This window comes from Shewanella sp. SACH (assembly GCF_001887095.2).
GTDB classification, from domain to species: domain Bacteria; phylum Pseudomonadota; class Gammaproteobacteria; order Enterobacterales; family Shewanellaceae; genus Shewanella; species Shewanella baltica.
In genome coordinates this window covers 256237-278140 of record NZ_MPDG02000004.1, presented here as the reverse complement: position 1 = coordinate 278140, position 21904 = coordinate 256237, and the positions used below count along the sequence as shown (strand labels likewise).

General features: G+C 45.7%; 18 protein-coding genes and 2 pseudogenes. 9 read left to right on the top strand and 11 right to left on the bottom strand.

From position 1 onward, the window contains the following. Nucleotides 1-55: 55 nt before the first annotated feature. From tdh to BM607_RS16740, 3 genes are all read right to left on the bottom strand, one after another. Nucleotides 56-1081, bottom strand: a complete 1026-nt coding sequence (tdh, locus tag BM607_RS16750; protein WP_006079369.1) for an L-threonine 3-dehydrogenase — start codon at nucleotides 1079-1081, stop codon at nucleotides 56-58. Between the two features lie 11 nt (nucleotides 1082-1092). Further along, the gene (locus tag BM607_RS16745) at nucleotides 1093-2286 is read right to left on the bottom strand and encodes a glycine C-acetyltransferase (protein WP_006079371.1); all 1194 of its coding nucleotides are present in this window, start codon (nucleotides 2284-2286) and stop codon (nucleotides 1093-1095) included. A 287-nt stretch (nucleotides 2287-2573) separates the two neighbouring features. Further along, complete coding sequence (locus BM607_RS16740) at nucleotides 2574-3221, bottom strand: TetR/AcrR family transcriptional regulator (RefSeq protein ID WP_011845372.1); 648 nt, start codon at nucleotides 3219-3221, stop codon at nucleotides 2574-2576. A gap of 142 nt (nucleotides 3222-3363) precedes the next feature. Between BM607_RS16740 and waaA the strand changes: the two genes are divergently transcribed. Continuing rightward, entirely contained in the window at nucleotides 3364-4629 is a 1266-nt protein-coding gene (gene waaA / locus BM607_RS16735; protein ID WP_071940235.1) for a lipid IV(A) 3-deoxy-D-manno-octulosonic acid transferase, read from the top strand. Between the two features lie 26 nt (nucleotides 4630-4655). Here waaA and BM607_RS16730 read toward each other — a convergent pair whose 3' ends face one another. Continuing rightward, on the bottom strand, nucleotides 4656-5411 hold the full coding sequence (locus BM607_RS16730; protein ID WP_012588955.1) for a 3-deoxy-D-manno-octulosonic acid kinase: 756 nt from the start codon (nucleotides 5409-5411) through the stop codon (nucleotides 4656-4658). A gap of 99 nt (nucleotides 5412-5510) precedes the next feature. Between BM607_RS16730 and BM607_RS16725 the strand changes: the two genes are divergently transcribed. From BM607_RS16725 to BM607_RS16715, 3 genes are all read left to right on the top strand, one after another. Beyond that, entirely contained in the window at nucleotides 5511-6554 is a 1044-nt protein-coding gene (locus BM607_RS16725) for a glycosyltransferase family 9 protein (RefSeq protein WP_012588954.1), read from the top strand. Between the two features lie 91 nt (nucleotides 6555-6645). After that, nucleotides 6646-7731 carry a glycosyltransferase gene (locus BM607_RS16720; protein WP_012588953.1) on the top strand — a complete coding sequence of 362 codons (1086 nt, stop codon included), beginning with the start codon at nucleotides 6646-6648 and terminating at the stop codon, nucleotides 7729-7731. Nucleotides 7732-7759: 28 nt separating this feature from the next. Further along, nucleotides 7760-8836: a CDP-glycerol glycerophosphotransferase family protein gene (locus tag BM607_RS16715; protein WP_071940236.1), complete on the top strand. Its 1077-nt coding sequence runs from the start codon at nucleotides 7760-7762 to the stop codon at nucleotides 8834-8836. A 48-nt stretch (nucleotides 8837-8884) separates the two neighbouring features. Here the strand turns inward: BM607_RS16715 and BM607_RS16710 are convergent, their stop codons facing one another. Together BM607_RS16710 and BM607_RS16705 are read right to left on the bottom strand one after the other, a co-directional pair. Beyond that, nucleotides 8885-10057 carry a glycosyltransferase family 4 protein gene (locus BM607_RS16710; RefSeq protein ID WP_041408555.1) on the bottom strand — a complete coding sequence of 391 codons (1173 nt, stop codon included), beginning with the start codon at nucleotides 10055-10057 and terminating at the stop codon, nucleotides 8885-8887. Between the two features lie 355 nt (nucleotides 10058-10412). Beyond that, nucleotides 10413-11483, bottom strand: coding sequence for a glycosyltransferase (locus tag BM607_RS16705; RefSeq protein WP_071940237.1), 1071 nt, complete (start codon nucleotides 11481-11483; stop codon nucleotides 10413-10415). Between the two features lie 287 nt (nucleotides 11484-11770). Between BM607_RS16705 and coaD the strand changes: the two genes are divergently transcribed. Next, nucleotides 11771-12262, top strand: a complete 492-nt coding sequence (gene coaD, locus BM607_RS16700; protein WP_012090652.1) for a pantetheine-phosphate adenylyltransferase — start codon at nucleotides 11771-11773, stop codon at nucleotides 12260-12262. 90 nt (nucleotides 12263-12352) lie between these two features. Next, nucleotides 12353-13828: a capsule assembly Wzi family protein gene (locus tag BM607_RS16695; RefSeq protein ID WP_071940238.1), complete on the top strand. Its 1476-nt coding sequence runs from the start codon at nucleotides 12353-12355 to the stop codon at nucleotides 13826-13828. A 65-nt stretch (nucleotides 13829-13893) separates the two neighbouring features. Here BM607_RS16695 and BM607_RS16690 read toward each other — a convergent pair whose 3' ends face one another. Further along, nucleotides 13894-14901 (bottom strand): NAD-dependent epimerase, encoded by a 1008-nt coding sequence (locus BM607_RS16690; protein ID WP_071940239.1) that lies wholly within the window; start codon nucleotides 14899-14901, stop codon nucleotides 13894-13896. Nucleotides 14902-14933: 32 nt separating this feature from the next. Next, nucleotides 14934-16097, bottom strand: coding sequence for a nucleotide sugar dehydrogenase (locus BM607_RS16685; protein WP_071940380.1), 1164 nt, complete (start codon nucleotides 16095-16097; stop codon nucleotides 14934-14936). 235 nt (nucleotides 16098-16332) lie between these two features. On the opposite strand from BM607_RS16685, the pseudogene BM607_RS16680 reads away from it, so the two are divergent. The 3 genes and pseudogenes from BM607_RS16680 (at nucleotide 16333) to BM607_RS16670 (ending at nucleotide 19452) form a co-directional block, all read left to right on the top strand. Continuing rightward, nucleotides 16333-17051: pseudogene (locus BM607_RS16680) on the top strand (glycosyltransferase family 2 protein). A 1-nt stretch (nucleotide 17052) separates the two neighbouring features. Continuing rightward, a complete protein-coding gene (locus BM607_RS16675; protein ID WP_071940240.1) occupies nucleotides 17053-17718 on the top strand; it encodes a VTT domain-containing protein in 666 nt (221 codons plus the stop codon). A gap of 9 nt (nucleotides 17719-17727) precedes the next feature. Beyond that, nucleotides 17728-19452, top strand: a pseudogene (locus tag BM607_RS16670) (glycosyltransferase family 39 protein). A gap of 62 nt (nucleotides 19453-19514) precedes the next feature. On the opposite strand, the gene mutM reads toward BM607_RS16670, so the two are convergent. The 3 genes from mutM to moaA form a co-directional block, all read right to left on the bottom strand. Then, a complete protein-coding gene (gene mutM / locus BM607_RS16665; protein ID WP_071940241.1) occupies nucleotides 19515-20330 on the bottom strand; it encodes a bifunctional DNA-formamidopyrimidine glycosylase/DNA-(apurinic or apyrimidinic site) lyase in 816 nt (271 codons plus the stop codon). A 35-nt stretch (nucleotides 20331-20365) separates the two neighbouring features. Further along, on the bottom strand, nucleotides 20366-20821 hold the full coding sequence (locus BM607_RS16660; RefSeq protein WP_006084727.1) for a hypothetical protein: 456 nt from the start codon (nucleotides 20819-20821) through the stop codon (nucleotides 20366-20368). 91 nt (nucleotides 20822-20912) lie between these two features. Then, the gene (gene moaA, locus BM607_RS16655) at nucleotides 20913-21896 is read right to left on the bottom strand and encodes a GTP 3',8-cyclase MoaA (RefSeq protein WP_071940242.1); all 984 of its coding nucleotides are present in this window, start codon (nucleotides 21894-21896) and stop codon (nucleotides 20913-20915) included. Between the last annotated feature and the right edge of the window lie 8 nt (nucleotides 21897-21904).

The window sequence follows — 21904 nt, the reverse complement described above, 5'->3', positions numbered from 1 at the left end:
TGTGCAACAAGGGGCTGCGAGTGTACAGCCCCTATCTAAGTAATGCTCTGCAGGATTAATCCCAGCTGAGGATCACTTTACCCGATTGGCCTGAGCCCATGGCGTCGAAACCTTGTTGGAAATCATCAATCTTGAAGTGGTGAGTGATGATAGGCGAAATATCTAAGCCAGATTGGATAAGGCTCGCCATTTTGTACCAAGTTTCGAACATTTCGCGGCCGTAGATGCCTTTAATGACCAAACCTTTGAAGATCACTTTGCTCCAATCAATCGCCATTTCGCCACCTGGAATACCCAGCATAGCGACTTTGCCGCCGTGGTTCATGGTATCTAACATGGCGTGGAAGGCTGATGGTACGCCAGACATTTCTAAGCCGACGTCGAAACCTTCGGTCATGCCCAGTTCTTTCATCACGTCTTTCAGGCTTTCTTTAGACACGTTGACTGCGCGAGTTGCACCCATTTTACGGGCCAGCTCTAAGCGGTATTCGTTAACGTCTGTGATCACCACATGGCGCGCACCTACATGACGACACACTGCCGCAGCCATTATGCCGATGGGACCTGCGCCTGTGATCAACACGTCTTCACCGACTAAATCGAAGGATAATGCTGTGTGCACAGCGTTACCAAACGGGTCGAAGATTGACGCTAAATCATCGCTGATGTCATCAGGGATTTTAAAGGCGTTAAAGGCGGGAATCACTAAGTATTCCGCGAATGAACCTTCACGGTTTACACCGACACCAGAGGTGTTGCGGCATAAATGGGTGCGGCCAGCGCGACAGTTACGGCAGTGGCCGCAGGTAATATGACCTTCGCCAGATACGCGGTCGCCAATCTTAAAACCACGCACTTCTTGGCCGATATCAACCACTTCGCCTACATATTCATGGCCAACAACCATAGGAACGGGAATGGTTTTTTGTGACCACTCGTCCCAGTTGTAGATGTGCATGTCGGTGCCACAAATCGCCGTTTTTTTAATTTTGATCAGCAGATCGTTGTGGCCCATTACTGGCTTAGGCGCATCGACTAACCAAATACCTTTTTCGGCTTTTAACTTGCTTAGTGCTTTCATTGTCTTGAGTCCTAAATAATGCCCATTTCTTTGGCAATACGTGTAAAGGCGGTGATCGCTTTGTCGAGTTGCTCACGGGTATGTGCCGCTGACATTTGCGTACGGATACGGGCTTGTCCCTTAGGAACCACAGGGAACGAGAAGCCAATAACATAAATATGTTCTGCTAATAAGCGGTTAGCAAAGTCGCCCGCCAGTTTCGCATCGCCAATCATCACAGGGATAATCGCGTGGTCGGCGCCGCCCAAAGTAAAGCCTGCTGCTGACATTTGCTCACGGAAATAACGGCTGTTTTCCCATACGGCTTCGCGCAGGGCTTGGCCTGATTTGAGCATTTCTAACACATGGATAGATGCAGTCACGATTGACGGCGCTAATGAGTTAGAGAACAGGTAAGGACGTGAACGCTGGCGTAACCAGTCGATGACTTCTTTTTTACCCGAAGTGAAACCGCCCGATGCGCCGCCTAAGGCTTTGCCTAAGGTGCCTGTGATGATGTCGACTCTGTCCATCACATTGCAATATTCGTGGGTGCCACGACCATTTGCGCCAATAAAGCCTACCGCGTGAGAGTCATCGACCATCACCAGTGCGCCGTATTTATCGGCTAAATCACATACGCCTTGCAGATTAGCAATCACGCCGTCCATGGAGAATACGCCGTCGGTGGCGATCAAGATGTTACGGGCGCCTGCTTCTTTAGCGGCGATCAGCTGAGTTTCTAAATCGGCCATGTCGTTGTTGGCATAACGGAAACGCTTGGCTTTACATAAACGTACACCGTCGATGATAGAAGCATGGTTTAACGCGTCGGAAATAATCGCGTCTTCTGCATCTAACAGGGTTTCGAACAGGCCGGCGTTTGCATCAAAACATGAAGAGTAAAGAATGGTGTCTTCGGTGCCGAGGAATTCGCTTAGGCTAGCTTCTAGCTTTTTATGGATATCTTGCGTGCCGCAAATAAAGCGCACCGACGCCATACCAAAGCCGTGGCTGTCTAAGCCCTGTTGGGCGGCTTTGATTAGCTCTGGGTGATTCGCTAAGCCTAAGTAATTATTCGCGCAAAAGTTAATAACTTCTTGCTGATTAACTTGAATGGCAGTCTGTTGCGGTGAGGCAATAACACGCTCGCTTTTATATAAGCCTTCGGCTTTGATGTCTGCAAGCTGTTGATTAATCTGTGCGTAGAATGAGGTAGAGGCCACCTGATATCTCCTTAGTTAACTTTATTCTGATTTTGGGAGTGGCGGCATTCTAACTCTAAACCTAATCGGCCTACAGCCTTTTTTTCATGCAGGTTCGCAAGATAAACTAGTTTAGGGCTAAAGTTGTTTTTACATTATAAAAACTAATGCGCAACATAAGTTTATCACTGTTTTGCTGAGTCTTCTTTTAAGGGATGTAGAGCGAAAAACAGGCTCGCACTCAGCACTATAATTGCTTTTAGTCTAGTACCGAATGCGAGTTCCCAACATAGGTGTTTGGGATGATGCTAGAGGGATTCTTGATTCGCTAACGCGTGATAATGCTGCTCTAGGCGAGTAAACGTCGCGACGGATGTCGGGGTTGCATAGGCTTTGAAAATCATCAGTACCCTCAATACACCTTCATAGAGCGTCGCTTTAGTGATGGTCGACGTGCTGGATTGCGTGAGTTGGTAGCCGATCCAAAAGCTGACGATCATCTTGATGGTATCCGCCAGTGGCGTGATTTTGTCGCTCTCTAAGTGTAAAAAGCCATCTTGCTTAAGTTTATGCAGTACGTGGCTCGAACGCGTTAAAACTTGTTGCTGTGCATGCAAATAACGTTTTTTTAGTTCTTCATCGCGGGCGAGAATATCCGCAAGGTTGGCGTACATAAAGCGGAATTGCCACAGGGTATAGAACATAGCATCGAAGTAGCCGATTAACAGTTCCACATCCACTTGCTTATCTTCATAGGGTTGGAAACCCGATTCGAGATGATTCTCATATAAGCTGAAAATACAGCGGATAATGTCTTCTTTATTGCGAAAATGGTAATAAAGATTCCCGGGACTCATATTTAAGTGAGCGGCAATGTGATTGGTGGTGATGTTTCTTTCGCCATGCTCGTTGAACAGTTCAAGACTGGCATAGATTATTTTGTCGCGGGTTTTCATAAGTTATCCAAATTGCTAGTGAACGCCACATCATAGATAGAGTTAACCAACGACCGCCATACTGCTGGTAAATTATCCCTAATTTGGTGCATATGCTAACATTGCCGCCATTCATCAGGCAAAACTCATAAGCACGTTTTTAATGAATCGTTTTCTCTATTCCACGATCTTATATTTATTATCCCCTTTGCTAATCGTCTATTTAGCATTTCGTGCTATTAAAAGCCCTGATTACCGCGGTCGTTGGGGGGAGCGTTTTGGATTAACCCGACTTAAATCGACGGATTTACTGATCCATTCTGTGTCTATGGGGGAAACGCTCGCGGCAATTCCCTTGATCCGTTTGATTATGCTATCACACCCTGAGCTAAGCATTACGGTTACCACAACCAGTCCAACGGGATCTGCCGAAGTGCGCAAAGCCTTTGGTGACTCAGTGCAGCATTGTTATTTGCCCTTTGACTTACCTTGGTGTGTGCGGCGTTTCTTGCGCCAAGTCTCGCCCAAGTGGTGTGTGATTATGGAAACTGAGTTGTGGCCTAACTTAGTTGCTGTTGCTGCCAAACGCGGTGTGCGCTTGATGTTAGCGAATGCCCGCCTGTCGGCCAAGTCGGCGGCGCAATATGCTAAGCATCCAACACTCAATCGGCCTATGTTGCAACGACTTGATGTTATTGCGGTGCAAACTCAAGTGGAAGCGCAGCGTTTTATCGAGTTAGGTGTATCGCCAGACAGAGTGACAGTATGCGGTAGCTTGAAGTTTGATCTCAGTATTACGCCCGAGCGCTTAGCTAATGCCAAGCAGTTGCGTCAGGCTTGGGGGCGTGAAACATCGCCTATTTGGGTTGCAGGCAGTGTGCATCCTGGAGAATTTGACGCCATGCTCACCGCGCATAGGCAATTATTGGCTCAGTGGCCCGATGCCTTGATGATTATTGCACCGCGTCATCCTGAGCAGTTTTCTGCCGTTGCTGAGGTTGTTGCCAGCCAAGGTTTTGAATCTGTTCGTCGCAGCGGTAATTTTCCCGTGACGGCTACGACACAAGTGCTGGTGGGCGATACTATGGGTGAACTTTTGACCTTTTATGGCGCCGCGGATCAAGCTTTTGTCGGTGGTACGCTGATCGCTAACGGTGGTCATAATCCCTTGGAGCCAGTCGCTATGGGCGTACCTGTTATGGTGGGGCCGAACCATTGGGACTTTGCCCAAATTACGCAGATGTTGGCGGACGCTGGTGGGCTAAGGATTGTCGCTTCGGCGGATGAACTGGCGGCTAATTTGATTGCCTATTTTGCGAAACCTGAATTGCGCCAGCAGGCGGCAAACGCGGGATTAGCAGTGGTTGAGGCAAATCGCGGTGCCTTGCAACGACAATTTGCTTTAGCACAATCCCTCATAAAGGCTTAATTAAAAAGGATAATTTTTAAAGTGGATCAGGCGCTTTGCATCGCTGCTTGGTAGCCCATCATCAGTGATGACCAGTTATCGGCGGTGAAGGCAAGACTTGGCAGTTTGCCTTGTTCTTTATTGAAAGAGCGTAACAGTCTGTCTAGATTCGATTGGTGCCATTGCGGGCTCGGTGTTTTTAACTCACCGCGGTCGAAATCGATAAGATAAAAGCGCTCTGGCGTTATTGGTGCAGTTTGCGCAGGCTGGAACAGAATATTTTTGGCATTGAGATCGGCGTGGTATACACCGCGCAGGTGGAATTGGGCGATAGTTGCTCCCAACGCCTGCCATTGCTCAGTGTTCATAAGCCCTTTGCTGAGTTTAGCGACTAAATCTTCGGCGCCTTCGACCCGTTCGATAATGATATCGGCGCGGTAAAATAATCCATCGCGTACTATGTTGGCGGCAATCGGCTTAGGTACAGCAAAATCCTCGTGATACAAAATGTTTAATAAGCGTAACTCGCCCATAGCGCGGGTATTTTCAAGGCCGGTATAAACGTAAGCATCTTTGCTGAATTTCTCCATTAAGCCGCCACGCCAATAATGCCGCAATACCCAATGGCTGTGTTCAAATGCCACAAACCAAGTGGTGTAGCGGCCTTTGGATGAGCCGACGACAGCATTTTTAGCACGCCAAAAATCCACCGCAAACCAAGTTGGAGCGATATCTGTTGGTGTATCTTGGCAAACTGCCATGTAACCTTGGGCGGTTTTTATGAGCTGTATCTGAGCATTCATGGGAGATTTGTTGACTTAAGCGTGGCACCTAGGGCCATTCTACATTAAGATCCTTAGCTTGCGCCAAATAACCTTAAGAGCTAATTAGCTTCAATCCCAATGAGTTTAAATCCCAATACCATGAATTCCCTTTGTTTGCTTCGCTTATCCGCAATCGGTGACGTCTGTCATGCCGTGGCTATGGTGCAGGCGATTCAGCGGCAATACCCCGAGCTCAAAATCACATGGGTGATCGGTAAACTCGAATATCAATTGTTGAAGCATTTACCCTGCATTGAGTTTGTTATTTTTGATAAATCTCAAGGATGGCGTAGCTATTTTAATTTACGTAAGGCATTAAAAGGCCGACGTTTTGATGTGCTGCTGCATATGCAGGTTGCGCTACGTGCAACTTTGGCTTCATTAGCCATCTCGGCAAAAGTGCGCATAGGTTTTGATCGTGCCCGCGCCAAAGAAGGTCAGTGGCTAGTGACGAATCGTAGGGTTGAGCCCTTGGCCAAGCCCCATGTGCTCGAAGGATTTATGGGATTCGCTAAGGCGATTGGCGTCAAGGATCTCACTCCTCAATGGCATATCCCTGTACCAATTGCGGATACTGAATTTGCCCAGACGCAGATTAAGGACAATGAAAAAGTCTTTATCATCTGCGCCGCAGCCAGTAAGGCTGAACGTAACTGGTTGCCCGAGCGTTATGCCGCCGTCGCGAGCCATGCAATTGCGAAAGGATTTAGAGTCATGCTGTGCGGTGGCCCAACTCAACTTGAGAAGGATTTAGCAGAGCAAATTTTGCAGGCTTGTCCCTCTAAAATCGATAATTTAGTGGGCAAAACCAGTCTGGCTCAACTATTAGCCCTGCTAAAACGCGCTAGTTTAGTGTTAGCGCCTGATACGGGCCCTGCGCATATGGCGGTGACCCAAGACACGCCAGTCATTGGTTTATATGCCCATTCAAATCCTGGGCGCACAGGTCCTTATCTATCGCAGCAATATGTGGTGAGCGCCTATGATGAGGCGATAGCATCCCAACATAGAGGTGAAGTTAAGTGGGGTACTCGCGCCAAAGGCGAGCATTTGATGGCGTTGATCAGTGTTGAAGCCGTGATTGAGAAGTTTGAGTTAGTGGTTCAGCAGACACTCAGTTAAGGCTTGTTAGTATCGTGCATTCTTGTTCAGCACTCTTGAAATATCGCTGCATTAGCGGTGGGTATTCAGAATATCGTTTAGGAGATAAATCATGCGGATAGCTATTGCCATTGATAGTTTAGCGGGTGGCGGAGCCGAAAAGGTCATGATTACCTTAGCCAAGCAATTTATTCGCTTAGGGCATGAGCCGCATTTTTTAGTCATGGAGGATAATCGCTATTATGAAACCCCTGAGGACTTACCCGTTCATCAATGTTTTGCCCCTAAGGATAAAGATTTCGACCATTTTGTGCGATTGAATGCTTCGGTTCACAAGCTCAGCGCAAAAATCGCTGAAATTGAATCTAAAGTGGGCAAGTTCGATTTGTTTTTATCTAACTTAGATAAAACTAATTTGATGATGACCAAAACGGGCGTTTCACCGCTTTATGTCATAGTCCATTCCTCAGTGGAAGAAGAGTTGAGCCGCCAATTTAAATTGGGGCCGTTCGCGTACTTTAAAAAGCTCAGAGCCAAAAAAGCGCTCAATGGCCAGCATTTGATTACCGTCTCAAATGGCATAGCAAATGAGATCAAAGATAAAGGTCGTTTGCATCCAGCATCGATGCAGACTATCTATAATCCATTTGAGTTTAATGACATCACATCTCAATCACAGCAAGATAATCCGCAAATTCCTCAGGGTGATTATCTTATTCATGTCGGTCGCTTTGCTAAGCAAAAACGCCATGATGTGCTGTTTGAAGCCCTCAAGCTCACGCAAAATCAGCTTCCCGTGGTGCTCTTGTGCCACAACCACAAGAAAGCGATAAAAGCGGCGAAAAAGTTTGGTATTGAAAAGCGATTAATTATTCCCGGTTTCCAAAGCAATCCTTTTCCTTGGATTAAGCAGGCTAAGGCATTAGTGCTTAGCTCCGATTTTGAAGGTCTGCCGACAGTCTTGATTGAATCGTTAGCGTGTGGGACGCCTGTGGTGAGTACTGATTGTCCCCATGGTCCTAGTGAGATTTTAACTGGGAATTTAGCACCGTATCTTGTGCCGCGTCGCGATCCTGCGGCGTTAGCAAAAATGATAGATGAGGTTGTCAGCCAACCGCCATCCCTTGAACAGGTGGATATTTTGGCCAAAGTGGATGCCACCTTAATTGCTGAACAATATTTAGCGTTGGCCAAATAATTTAACAATTTATTGTAGGAGGATGCGGGTGGAAGAAGTCAAACAAGCCAAAAGACGTTACTTATTTTACATAGCGCAAAACTATTCCTATGCGATGTTAAGGCCTCTTCAACAAGTCATTTGGGCTAGAGGCGATGAGGTTTGCTGGTTTTTAGAGGGAAATGAAGTCGACGCTAAGTTTCTAAAGGCTGATGAGTCGCGTTTGTTGAGCATTGATGCCGTTAAGGCGTGGAAACCCGATGCGGTATTTGTTCCTGGGAATGTTGTCCCTCGTTTTATTCCTGGGGTTAAAGTCGGGGTATTTCATGGCTTTAATGCAGGTAAAATGAATCATAAGGGCCGTGAAGATCACTTCGAAATCCGTGATTGTTTTGACTTGTATTGTACCCAAGGCCCAGCGACAACTTTGCCTTTCCTTAAGCTTGAGAAAAAGTTTGGTACTTTTACTGTAGTTGAAACGGGATGGCCTGCGCTCGACCCCCTATTTCTTGAGAATAAAGATAATCCCTATATCAAAGCGGATGACCCAAGACCTGTGGTACTTTTTTGCTCGACATTTTCTCCTAGTTTGACCTGCGCACCTGTGGTATTTGAGCAGATCAAAATCCTGTCGCAAAAAGGTCAATGGCGCTGGTTAGTACAATTTCATCCTAAGATGAACCCTAAGATTGTTGAGCAGTACAGGGCTTTAGAAAACGAGAATTTACAGTTTGTTGAAACCGATAATGTGATCCCTTTGCTGCAGGCGGGTGATGTAATGTTGTGTGACACCTCATCGATTCTGCTGATGTTTTTAATGCAGCGAAAACCCGTGGTGACCTTTAAAAATCAGTCACCTAAAGATCATTTAATCGATATCAGTCAGGTTGAGGATATTGAGTCTGCATTAACGCGAGCACTGAGTCGTCCAGATGATTTGATGGCGTATATCCATGATTATTGTAATCAAATTCACCCTACGGGGGATGGCCAATCTAGCCAGCGAGTTTTAGCCGCAACAGATGCTTTGATTGATAAAGGCACCGATTGGCTTAAGCCTAAACCATTAAACTTGCTGCGCCATTTTAAAATGCGTCGCAAGCTAGGTTATTGGAAGTTGTTTTAGCTAGCTGTTGTTACTTATGGGCCGATATTTTAATATCGACCCATTTTGTTAGCCTTGTAGTTTCGTTTCTTCCACCAGTTTAAAGATGATTTCTTGCATATTTTTCTGGAAATCTTCAATACTGTGGTTGGCTTTGATGTAGTTAACCGCCTTAATCGCGAGCTCTTGCCTGAGTGGTTCGTTTTCCATGAGATGGCGTATACCATCGACAAATAAATCGACTTTGTCAAAACCATCCCCGATCACTGTACCTGTGAATACGCCAAATTGGCTAGTCAGCTCGTCAGGATCACGACAACTGACGAGAAGAGTGCCATAAGATAAGGCTTCTAAGAAAGAGATAGGTAGAGCTTCATGGATTGAAGTGTTAACCAATATTTTAGCATCTTTGATTAATTGCGCCTTTTTCTCGCCTTCTACATGGCCGACAAAATGTAGGTTGGGAATATTTAGGTAGTCATTCATGATGGACTGATTTTTCTTTGACTGCCTAAATGACTGACCTAGCATGAAAAATTCATATTCAGGCATCAGTTTAGCTATTTCGCAGAACAACCAACCACGTTTGACGGACTCAATTCGTCCCAGAAAGATAATGTGATTTTTCTTCGGGTGTGCTTCTACATCGAAACTATGATCGATCTCGATAGGATTGGGTAAATATTTGATTTCTGTTTTATCATCGAGATTATAGAGATCTCTGGCTTTACGATCTAAAAAGCGTGCCTGAGAAATAAATGAGACTTTCCCTGCTGCCCAAAGGTCATGAACAAACTGATAAATATTACTGTCCCAATAACTTTTTTCTGGGAAAAGTTTGACGGTATTTATTTCATCCCATTCATAATCAGGTCTTGGATCTTGAACCCAAAAGAGGAGCTTTTTATCAATATTAGGGATAGTTTTCAGAATACGATAGGAGTGGGTTGTCATTTCTATTGACAAAAATATATCGTAATTTTTCTTTTTCAAAAATCTAATATTAAGAAAATCCATAAATTTAGCCGCTAAGCGATAAACTTTAATGCCATCGATCATATAGCGACGAGGTATTAATCTTTGCTTGCTGCAATCTTTTTTTATGAGCACTTCTACTTCAATATTCTCATTGGGTAAGTGTTTGGCGATTAAGTGACGTGCTAGAAAACCGTACCCACCGTACACTGTGCCTGTGCCACCAAAGTACTCATCAACTAATAAAGCCACTTTAAGCTTACTCATTACTACCCCAAAAAAATCATTTATTGCTAATTCTACTTAGGCAGAATTATTTGATGGGAGTATTTTGATATTTTTCAAATAGACTATCAATGAAATTATTTATTCATAAATACAGAATGGATGACCTTATAAATAACTGTATTACATATGTTCTGTAATCGTGATTATATAAACCAAAGGTATTATATCTTTGTGTCTTTTACGCTAAAAATGATACAGGTGTTAAGTTTGATGAGCGCTTGCGAGCGATTTAATGGGCTTGCATATTGTATCAGAGTGTAACTTTTCAGCGAGATTAAATAGAAACTCTATTTATATTAGCCATAGAGCTCCTATTTACTACTGATAAGGATATTTATTCTGCCAAATTCAAATATTGCTGAGCAATATATTGGCTGTCTACGGCTTTAAGAATCGCAAGATCTTCAAGTGATGGGGGCGATGCTAGACATTCTAGAGCCTTCTGTGCCAGCAGTGCTGGTTGACGAACGGGGACTAAGTATTTTGCTAAGTGCCCTGTAAGGATTTCATTTGGGCCGTGAGGACAGTCTGTGCTGACAACTGGCGTGCCGCAGGCTAATGATTCAATGACCACAGTGGGCAAGCCTTCAAAGTCGGAACTCAGTAGCATCAATTCTGCGTTAGCAATCCAAGCATAGGGATTATGTTGAAAACCAGGTGTGATAATTCGGTGCTCTACGCCGTATTTTTTGGCTAATTTACGCGCCTTATTTGGCCGATTACAGAGAAGAACTAGTTTAGGTGCTGTCGGCATATCCCCCAATGCTTTGAAGAGAATGTCATGGCGTTTTTGACGAGTCACTCTACCCACATGGATCATGTAAGGTTCGTTGGGAATTTCGGCAATGACTTCTTGAGTTTTATTTTTTATTTCTTCGAGGCGAAAAGGATTGTAGATGGTTTGCACGCTCTGAGGTTTCAACCACGACGTGGCTCTTAGCTCGTCGGCAATACCATTTGAAACTGTGATGATTTTTTTGCCGATCAGAGCTTTGGCTTTTTTCCATCTGCGCCAGAAGTGCACTGGACCGCGTTTTAACTCCATCAATAATTCTTGCTTTAAGGCGCAATGACAGAAGTAGTAGCAAGGATCGAAATGACAGCCGGAAACAACAACGTCGCAGTCGGTTGAATTGCTTAAAAATAGTGAGAATTCCCCCGTTTTTTCTGCTTCGTTCACTTTCGTTATAAGTTGTTGTCTTTGCTCCTGAAGCGAAGGTTTTTGACCCGCTTCAAACAGATAATGAATGGTTACATTTTGTGGCGGTATAAAATCGCCTTCCTTGTGAAACACAAACAAATGCACATCCTGACCTGCTTCCTGCAACACTTCTGCCTGCGATAAGGCTATTTTTACCGTGCCGTTGGAGAAAAAGTTATGGCAAAAAATCGCGATTTTCTTCATATAAGTGCTCTTCTGCGTGTCTTTAAACGTCGTGGTTTCAACTTAGCTTTGGCTCAGCGTAATAGCGTTGAATGGGTGAGCGACATCGTATTTGGTCGGTTTCAATTAGGTTAAACATTATATCAGTTTGCGCCTTTATAGGGGCTTACTCACTTGGATTCTTGCCAATTTTGAGGCTTTTTGTGGCTATTTAAAGCCGATTTTGCTGCGATTATTCACTCGCTTGGCTAAAACGAGTAGACTGACGAGCAATGATTTTTGGCATCCATGTGAGTTGAGTCAGTAAAGTGCATACAAGAGCTATTTATCCAGGAACCTTTGATCCTATTACCAATGGTCATGCCGATTTAATCGAGCGTGCCGCTAAGTTATTCAAGCATGTGATCATTGGCATTGCGGCTAATCCTTCTAAGCAGCCAAGATTCACCTTAGAAGAGCGGGTTGAACTGGTAAACCGTGTCACCGCTCATTTGGATAATGTCGAGGTGGTGGGATTTTCCGGCCTGCTGGTGGATTTTGCCAAGGAGCAAAAGGCCAGCGTGCTGGTGCGTGGGTTACGTGCGGTATCTGACTTCGAATATGAATTCCAGCTAGCAAATATGAATCGTAGATTGAGCCCAGATCTGGAAAGCGTGTTTTTAACGCCTGCCGAGGAAAATTCCTTTATCTCCTCAACCTTAGTAAAGGAAGTCGCTTTGCATGGTGGCGATGTGAACCAATTTGTTCACTCAGAAGTGGCGACAGCATTAGCAGCAAAGCTTAAGCTGGCTAAACCTTAGATTTTACCTGCGTACCTGATGGTTTTTATGTAGGCGTTTTGTGTTAACTTTGAGGCATTGTGGCCTCGCGATGATACTTAAAAGGATGTTATGAAGGCTTTTTTAACCCCCACGATCCTTGCTACTAGCATTGCCTCTGGCCTATTTTTTTCTTCAATACTTGCCGCTGCACCTTGGGTTGATGCCTCTGATATTTATCTTAGAGCGGATATTCAAGCGTTGGCCGATGCGGGAGTGATCACTGTTCCTGTGAATACTTACCCCTTGATGTGGTCAGGAATTGGCGGTGATCTAGCGAAAGTTGAGCCTGAACTGCTGTCGCCTTCTTTAGTACAAGCTTATGCTCGGGTTAACTTTTATTATCAAAGTGCCGTCGATAATCGCGGTAATGCGCGGATAAAAGTGTCGGCAGCGTCTGATCCTGCTCGCTTTCAACATTATGGTTCCGACTATCGCGAGAAAGGTGAAGTGCTGGGCTCCTACGAGTATTTAGGGTCACGTGTTGCCTATAAGGCGACGGTGGCAGAAACCTATGATCCGCAAGATAATAAAAATTTTCGCCTCGATGAGTCATATTTTGCCATCATTTTAGGTAATTGGATTGCGACCTTAGGTTCGGTTGAACAGTGGTGGGGGCCTGGATTTGACTCTGCATTGCACCGTTCTAATAACGCTCGCCCTATGCAGTCGCTAACGCTGAGCCGCAATAATGCCGCAGCCTTTGAAACGCCTTGGTTATCTTGGATTGGTCCTTGGACATTTAAAACCGGATTTAGCTTAACGGAAGTTGATCGTGCTGTGCCTAAAACGGCTGAGTGGGATATGCGCTTAAGTGCAAGACCGATTAAGCAGCTAGAAGTGGGTCTGTCGTGGTCGACATTGTTTTGCGGAGAGGGCCAAGATTGCAACTTCAATTCTTGGTGGGATTCGGTTGCCAGTAATTCAGTTTGCCTCGATGGTACAAGTAATTGCACGCCAGATGAGCGCCGCGATGCAGGCCATAGAACCCAAAGTATCGATATGCGCTATACCAGCTCTTTGCAGGATATTCCTGTGGGATTATATCTCGAACATAGTTGTGAGAATGGTAGTGACTGCGGCTCACTTTGGGGGATTGATACCCATTTTGGCACATCGGGTAAGCAGTTTAAGCTGTTTATGGAATATTCAGATACCTATGTAAAATGCGATGGCGATAGTGCCAATTGCTTCTATGAAGATCCTGTCTATCTAAGTGGTTCTCGTTATTATGGCCGTGCTTTAGGCTCAACCTATGATAGCGATGCTCAAACGTTTGTGGTGGGATTAGTCGGCCAGTTTAGTAACAGCCGTGGTTTTACTTCTTTATTGCGTTATGCCCAGCTGAATAAAGATGGTTCAAATGTGGCCAACACTTGGGCGCCGCAACCACCGAAGGAAGATTTGTTGATGTTAGAGTTTTCTTACCGCATGCCACTGTGGCAAGGTATGTTAAATTTGGGCGGAACAGTATCGAGATCGGAATTTGATGTTCAAGAAAACGATACTAATGCTACGCTCTTCAGTAGTTTTGAGTATCGCTTCTAACATTCATGATTAAAGCAAAGGCCTGCATTCTTGCAGGCCTTTTTGTTTGGCTTTTGGACACAAAATTATTTGTTATAGAACTGGCGATACCAGTCCACAAATTGTGCGACCCCAGTATTAATATCCATTAATGGCTTATAGCCAACGGCATCAAATAGGTCACTTGTGTCGGCCCATGTCGAATGCACATCGCCCGGCTGCATCGGTAGGAAGTTCTTGTTCGCTTTAATGCCTAAGGCATCTTCTAGCGCTGTAATAAAGTCGAGTAACTGCACTGGGCTACCATTGCCAATATTAAAGACGCGATATGGCGCGCTGCTGGTGGCCGGCGTGCCAGCTTCTACTGTCCAGTCCGTATTTGGGCTAGGTGGTTTGGCTTGTACCCGAATAATTCCCTCAACAATATCATCAATATAGGTAAAGTCTCGACTGAGGTCGCCACGGTTATACACATCGATCACTTCACCTGCGAGTATGGCTTTGGTGAATTTAAATAAAGCCATATCGGGACGGCCCCAAGGGCCGTAGACAGTAAAAAAGCGCAGACCTGTCGTCGGTAATTGATATAAATGTGAGTAAGTGTGCGACATCAATTCATTGGCTTTCTTCGTGGCGGCATAGAGCGAAATGGGATGATCTATGCTGTCTTCAGTGGAGAAGGGCATTTTCTGATTTAACCCATATACAGACGAAGATGAGGCATACACGAGATGCTCAATTTTATGGTGGCGACACCCTTCTAAAATAGTGAGATGGCCAATTAAATTACTGTCGGCATAGGCTAACGGATTGTCGAGCGAGTAACGTACGCCAGCTTGAGCCGCAAGATGGATAACACGTTGGAATGCATGCCGCGCAAAAAGCGCACCAATACCTTCTCTGTCTGCAAGATCGAGTTGAATAAAATGGAAATTATCTAAAGTTTGTAAAAGGTCTAAACGTGCCAATTTGAGATTGACGTCGTAATAGTCATTGAGGTTATCAATGCCGATAACTTCATGGCCAAGCAAGCAAAGGCGTTCACTGACTTTGGCGCCGATAAAACCCGCGGAGCCTGTGACTAAGTATTTCATTTAGAACCTTTATTATTGGATTAGAAAGTATATTAATCGTGGTGAAATAGATCTCGGGTATAGACTTTATCCGCAACATCATTGAGTTCATCAACCATACGGTTGGAGACGATCACATCGCACATTGACTTAAATTCAGTTAAGTCTCTAACCACGCGAGATTTGAAAAAATAATCTTCCTTAAGCACAGGCTCAAACACGACGACTTCAATGCCCTTCGCTTTAATGCGCTTCATCACACCTTGCACTGCAGAGGCGCGGAAATTGTCTGAATCGGCTTTCATGATCAAACGATAAATTCCTACACATTTTGGCTGCTTACGGATAATTGCGTCGGCGATAAAGTCTTTGCGTGTGGTGTTTGAGTCGACAATGGCACTGATTAAATTGTTTGGTACGTCATTGTAGTTCGCCAGTAATTGCTTAGTGTCTTTCGGAAGACAGTATCCGCCATAGCCAAAAGAGGGATTGTTGTAATAATCACCAATACGCGGATCGAGGCTAACCCCCTCAATAATCTGGCGAGTATTTAATCCTCGACTCTCTGCATAGGTATCGAGCTCGTTAAAGTAGGCTACCCGCATGGCGAGAAATGTATTAGCAAATAACTTAATCGCTTCGGCTTCGGTGCTATCGGTCAGCAAAATAGGAATATCTTGCTTGATTGCCGCCTTAGCTAAAAGGTCAGCAAAGACTTGGGCACGCGCCGAGCGTTCACCGACGACAATCCGTGAGGGATAAAGGTTGTCATACAAGGCTTTCCCTTCGCGTAAAAACTCTGGAGAAAAGAGTATGTTGTCGCTCTTAAACTTGTGCCTTAATGCAGCGGTATAGCCGACGGGTACAGTCGATTTGATGATAATAGTCGTATCAGGATTAACTGCGAGTACATCACGAATGACGCTTTCAACCGAATGGGTATTAAAATAATTAGTCTGAGGATCGTAGTCTGTTGGAGTCGCAATAATCACAAAGTCAGCCGATTGCAAGGCTACATTTTCCGTTGTCGCAGTTAAATTCAACGGTTTGTTTTGCAGGTAATCTTCGATTAATTCATCGACCACAGTGGATTTACGCTCGTTAACTTGCTTTACCCGCTCAGGAACTAAATCAATTGCGGTGACTCGATTTTGCTGCGCCAATAAGACGGCATTTGACAGGCCCACATAGCCCATCCCCACAACAACAATATTCATAAATGGCTCGGATGTCATATCTATATGCTTTGATAAAATAACATAATTCTATCTGAAAAAGGCGTAATTCATTGAAAACGACAGTTCCAAATTAAGTGCTCTTTTTTATCTTTTCACTAGTTTACAATTCTGAGTTGGTATTCTGTTTGAGTCGTTATCCCTATTTTCCCAGATTTTAATTTTGCAATAATTATGTGGTACCGTATTTTTTGTCATAAAGTTGTGGAGCGTTGAATTGATCTCTATTGTGATCCCCGCTAAAGATGAGGTGGGCAATATTGGCCCCCTGATCGAAGAGATATGCCAAGCCCTCCAAGGTTTGACTGAGTTTGAAATCCTTGTCGTCGATGATGGCAGTCAAGATGATACCTTTGGTGAAGTGATGCGTATCGCAGCTGAACAGCAATGTGATGCGAAAGCGATTCGCCATGAGCGTAGCACAGGGCAGAGTACCGCCATTTCGACTGGCGTTTTGCACGCACGCGGCAAATATATTGTGACCTTAGATGCCGATGGTCAAAATGATCCCGCCGATATTCCTGCCATGTTTGTCCAGTTGCCTCAGATCCAAGCCGAGCACTTCTGTATTGCGGGCTACCGTAAAAATCGTAAAGACACCGCTTGGAAGCGATTCCAGTCTCGCTTTGCGATGCGCTTCTGCACGATGGCGTGCCTGATACGGGCTGCGGCCTTAAGTTAATTCCCCGTGAAACCTTCCTTCGCTTGCCCTATTTCGACCATATGCACAGGTATATTCCTGCTTTAGTGCGGCGTATGGGTGGTGAGATTTTTATTTCGGTGGTGAATCATAGAGATCGTCAAGTGGGTATCTCTAAGTACACGGCTTGGAATCGTGTCTGGGTTGGTATCGTCGATATTATGGGCGTGATCTGGCTTGGGCGCAGAGCCAAAGTCGCCAAGGTTGCACGCAGTGAATCGAACTGGCGCGACTAAGATGAAGCGACTCTATAAGGCGATATTTATCGTCTGTATTTTGTTGGTGTTGATGCTTGCCGCCCAACAGGGATTATTCGAGCACGTTACCGATAGCAACTGGGTCGCGCATTTTATTGCTGATAAAGGCAGGTTTGCATTTTTAGTGTTGTTAGCTATTGGAGCCTTGTTTACCGCTGTGGGTGGTCCAAGACAAGTCATCGCCTTTGTTTTTGGTTTTGCTTTGGGTGGCATCTATGGTGGGCTGTTTTCGACCCTAGCTGCCTTACTGGGCTGTGTAATGGCCTTTTATGTGGCGAGATTAACTATCCGCAGTAGTTTACAGCGCCGCTTTGGCCGTAGGTTGCAAAAGTTTGAAGCTCTTATCAGCGACAAAACCTGGTTGAAAGTGCTGATGATACGCTTACTGCCCGTCGGCAGTAATTTACTCACCAATCTGTTTGCTGGTGCAACTCATGTTCCTGCGCGTGGCTTTATGCTGGGCAGCGTATTAGGCTATTTACCGCAGATGTTGATTTTTAGCTTTGCGGGCGCGGGTATAGGTTTATCGGATCATCATCAGCTAGGGATCAGTATCGGATTATTTATCCTATCAAGCGTGATTGGCGCGTATTTGTACCGTTCCAGCCTGCGTAAACAGGTCGATGAATTGGAAATCGAAGCATAAGGATTCAGGATGGAAGCTCTTAGTCGCCGTTTCAATAGTCAGGATTACTACCAAGTACTCTGGCTTTTGCTCTTGATAAGCTTGTTGATTTTGCTGGTGGGAGTGGGTTTTCGATCCCCTTGGCCTGCAGATGAGCCGCGGTTTGTGGAAGTCGCACGGGAAATGGTGTCTTCGGGGCAATGGTTATTTCCTACCCGTGGCGGCGAGTACTACCCTGATAAACCGCCGGTATTCATGTGGGCTATCGCGCTATTTTACCAGCTGACGGGTTCCCTTAAGCTCGCTTTCCTCCTCCCTAACGCCTTGTGCGGCCTGTTGACTGTTTTCCTGGTTTACGATCTTGGCGCCAGATTGTGGAATGTACGTGTTGGCCGAAATGCCGCCCTGTTACTGTTAATTGTGCCGCAGTTTTTAATGCAGGCTAAAAATGCCCAGATCGATGCTATGGTGATGTGTTGGATCACTGTGGGATGCTACGGCTTGATCCGCCACTTTATGCTCGGTCCCCATTGGCGTTGGTATTTTGTTGGCTGGGCATTTATGGGGCTAGGGGTGATCACTAAGGGCGTCGGCTTTTTGCCTTTATTAATGCTGATCCCTATTGGTATTTATGCCGTTAAAGACAAAAGCCGTTTTCAAGGTCGTTTAACTTGGTTATGTCTTGCTGGGCCTTTGGTTATGCTTGCCGTGATTGCCTGCTGGTTGGTGCCGATGGTGCTGACAGTGCAAGCCCATGGCACGCCCGAACTTGTTGCTTATCAAAACAACATCTTGTTTAAGCAAACCAGTGAGCGTTATGTCAACGCTTGGCATCATATTAAGCCTTGGTATTTCTTTGTCTTAAGTGTCATTCCTTGGATGTGGTTCCCTATTTCGCTGCTGGTGGTTGCTTACTGGAAACAATGGGTGCAGAAGGTGAAGGCCGATCCTACTATTGCAATTCTGTTGATTTGGGTGGCACTTGTGGTGCTGTTTTTCAGTATCAGTCCGGGTAAGCGTAATGTGTATATTCTGCCGGCTTTGCCTATGTTGGCGCTGGCGGCCTCAGCGGTGTTAACGGGTGTTGCGCCTAAAGTGTGGTTTGAAAAACTCGTCAGCGGATTACTGTGGTTTTTAGGTGGAGTAGTCTTGCTGGCGGGTGTGCTTGCGCTTATTCATTATCCTGCATTGGTTAAAGCGCTTGCCGACTATACTGATGATTTAACTGGTATTGGCTAACTATTTATCCTGCTTGGTCTGCTCTGGTTCCTGCTGCTTTGGCTCGCCCGTAAACAGTTTGCTCTCGTTAAGATGGGGATTGTCTCTGCCTTAGGCTGGGTGCTGATCAGTACTTGGGGGTATTCTAGGCTCGATGAAATGCGCACTCCTAGAAGCTTGATGCTGCATACGGCGGAGATGATTGGCGAGGACGCTGAGCTAGGCCTAGTGAACTTTAAAGAGCAGTTTATTTTGTTCTCTCCCATGAGTGTGACGCACTTTAGTTATCTTGCTTCGGTTGAGGAACAAGAGCGTAATGCATGGCAATGGATGCAGGAAAATAAACAACGTTATTTATTAGTGCCGAGCGGGGCTGAGCTGAGTTGTTTCGATATTAAAGGCGGCAAGAGCATGGGAATGGCCCATCGTGATGAGTGGATTTTGTTATCGGCCACTGAGCTAAAGCCGCAGTGCGAAAAGCCTAAACGCGAATATCGTTACTTTACCGATCATCCTGGGAGCTGGTTAAAAGAGTAACCAATATAAAGAATAAAATGCCTGCAATTGCAGGCATTTTTACGGCGATTAGCGAGTGATAGTTAGCGTGTCTGGCAAATGCCACAGAATACTGTGGTGCGTTGACCTAAACGGATTTCACTTAATAAGTTACCGCAGCTGGTGCAGGTTTCACCGCCGCGACCGTAGACATGCAGTTTTTGGGCGAAGTAGCCCGGCTTGCCATCGGCATTGGTAAAGTCTTTCAACGTAGTGCCGCCTTGCTTAATGGCGTGGGCTAAGATTTGCTTCACTTCGGCAACTAAAACGGTCAAGCGCTCGATATCGATTTTACCTGCTTCGGCTTCTGGATGAATGCCCGCCGCAAACAGGGCTTCATTGGCGTAAATATTACCCACTCCCACCACGATATGATTATCCATCAGGCAGAGCTTGATGGCCTTTTTCTTGCCCGCTAAAGCTGCCGCTAATTGTGCGACATTAAAAGCATGGGTCAGTGGCTCTGGCCCCAGTTTGGCGAGTAATGGATGGGCTTCTTCTGGGAGTTCACACCATAGCCAAGCACCGAATCGTCTCGGATCGTTAAAACGTAAAATGCGGCCATTGGCGAGCACTAAGTCGATATGGTCATGCTTTTCCACTGGGGTATCGTGGGGCAAAATCCGTAAACTCCCCGACATGCCTAAATGCACTATGCTAGTGCCCGCATCAGTGTCGATTAAAAGATATTTAGCACGGCGTCGCACTTGGCGTATGACTTGGCCGATAATTTGTTTGGCGATGTCAGGCACTGGCCAGCGCAGCGAACCATTGCGGATCACAAGATCAACCACGGTTTGCTCGACAAGGAAGGGGGCAATACCCTGACGGGTGACTTCAACTTCTGGTAATTCCGGCATGGATTCTTTCTTATCTTAAGTAAAATGGGGCGGCATTAAGCTGCGGGTTTCGCATCGAGGATCGGTTGCAGTTTAGCTCGTAAACTCGGAGGCACTAAATACCAATTGCCTGCGGGAGACTTTAAGGCGCCTTCATTGGGGAAATAGATCCACAGCTGAGCATCGCGGATATCTGCTATCTGGATGACTAATTCTTGTGGATTATCTGTGGTTTCTGGTGCAGCCGTTAAAGGAGACACCCGTATGGTTTGCCACGCCTTTGCCCATTCATCACAGTTGAGGACTGTAGTGTCGCACTCCCATTGTGATGCTTGCTTGTGCAGCCACATCCCATTGAGTTGCAGCTGTGAAAGCGGCGCATTATCGTCAAATAGCAGCTGAGCATCACTCGGAACATTATTGGTCTTGTTATCCATAAAAGTCAGCACGGCGACCATAAAGACGCAGGCGACAATAATGACGTTATTCCATTGCTTACGAGTTAAGGCCATAGAAATGTGTGACGCTAAGTATGGGGTGATGCTTCGAGTTTATCACGGCCAAATTGAGATGCTAGCCCTTAAGCGATTGAGGGGGGGATGCTTAACCACCAGTGGCGTTCATAAAGCGTAGGATTTGTACCTGATTATTGCCAAAGTCGTGTTGCTTAGGCTTGAGGTTAATGCCCGCGAGAATAGCAGCTTTAAGTCTCTCAATATCTGCTGGAAATTCCCTGACTATGCTTTTGAGATCAACGGCATGCTCATTGCCTAAACACAGCAATAATTGGCCTTCGACTGTGACGCGCACTCGATTACATTCGTGGCAGAAGTTGTGACTGTGGGGCGAGATAAAGCCGATATGGATTGGGCTGTCGGCCATAGTGTAATACCGCGCTGGACCGCCAGTGCGTTTGCTCGATAGCTGCAGCGGATAGTGGCTTTCTATGATGGCTTTGACTTCATCGCTGCTGCAATGACGGGCGCGTTTACGCTCATCCATTTCGCCAAGTGGCATCTCTTCGATAAAGGCGATGTCTAAACGGCGACCACGGCAGAAATCAACTAAATCAATGACTTCATTATCGTTCTGCTGTTTTAAAATTACCGCATTAATCTTGATACGTTCAAAGCCCGCCGCAATGGCGGCATCGATACCGTCGATGACTCTGTCTAACTTGCCGTTACGTGTTAACTGGGTAAACAATGTGGGGTTTAAAGTATCTAGGCTGATATTGAGGCGCTTTAATCCTGCAGCAAACATGGGCTTAGCGAACTTTGTCAGCCTTGAACCATTGGTGGTCATGGACAAATCTGTTAGCCCAGGCAGTTTGCCAAGCAGACTCACTAGCTGATCGCAATCGTTGCGAACTAAGGGCTCGCCGCCAGTCAGGCGAATTTTAGTCACACCAAGCTCGGTAAAAGCTTGGGCAATCCAAGCTAATTCTTCGAGGTGGAGTACGTGGTCCTTTGGCAGAAAACAGGGATCTTCCGTCATGCAATAGACACAGCGAAAGTCGCAGCGGTCGGTGACCGAGAGCCGTAAATATTCGACCTTACGGCCAAAGGAATCCACCATTAGACTCATAAAAACTC

Coding starts and splice junctions, on each gene's coding strand:
- BM607_RS16685 (WP_071940380.1), bottom strand. CDS start 16,097: ATGAATATTGTTGTTGTGGGGATGGGCTATGTGGGCCTGTCAAATGCC.
- BM607_RS16710 (WP_041408555.1), bottom strand. CDS start 10,057: ATGAGTAAGCTTAAAGTGGCTTTATTAGTTGATGAGTACTTTGGTGGC.
- BM607_RS16730 (WP_012588955.1), bottom strand. CDS start 5,411: ATGAATGCTCAGATACAGCTCATAAAAACCGCCCAAGGTTACATGGCA.
- BM607_RS16660 (WP_006084727.1), bottom strand. CDS start 20,821: ATGGCCTTAACTCGTAAGCAATGGAATAACGTCATTATTGTCGCCTGC.
- mutM (WP_071940241.1), bottom strand. CDS start 20,330: ATGCCGGAATTACCAGAAGTTGAAGTCACCCGTCAGGGTATTGCCCCC.
- BM607_RS16695 (WP_071940238.1), top strand. CDS start 12,353: ATGAAGGCTTTTTTAACCCCCACGATCCTTGCTACTAGCATTGCCTCT.
- waaA (WP_071940235.1), top strand. CDS start 3,364: ATGAATCGTTTTCTCTATTCCACGATCTTATATTTATTATCCCCTTTG.
- BM607_RS16720 (WP_012588953.1), top strand. CDS start 6,646: ATGCGGATAGCTATTGCCATTGATAGTTTAGCGGGTGGCGGAGCCGAA.
- BM607_RS16725 (WP_012588954.1), top strand. CDS start 5,511: ATGAGTTTAAATCCCAATACCATGAATTCCCTTTGTTTGCTTCGCTTA.
- BM607_RS16705 (WP_071940237.1), bottom strand. CDS start 11,483: ATGAAGAAAATCGCGATTTTTTGCCATAACTTTTTCTCCAACGGCACG.
- moaA (WP_071940242.1), bottom strand. CDS start 21,896: ATGAGTCTAATGGTGGATTCCTTTGGCCGTAAGGTCGAATATTTACGG.
- BM607_RS16690 (WP_071940239.1), bottom strand. CDS start 14,901: ATGAAATACTTAGTCACAGGCTCCGCGGGTTTTATCGGCGCCAAAGTC.
- tdh (WP_006079369.1), bottom strand. CDS start 1,081: ATGAAAGCACTAAGCAAGTTAAAAGCCGAAAAAGGTATTTGGTTAGTC.
- BM607_RS16740 (WP_011845372.1), bottom strand. CDS start 3,221: ATGAAAACCCGCGACAAAATAATCTATGCCAGTCTTGAACTGTTCAAC.
- BM607_RS16675 (WP_071940240.1), top strand. CDS start 17,053: ATGAAGCGACTCTATAAGGCGATATTTATCGTCTGTATTTTGTTGGTG.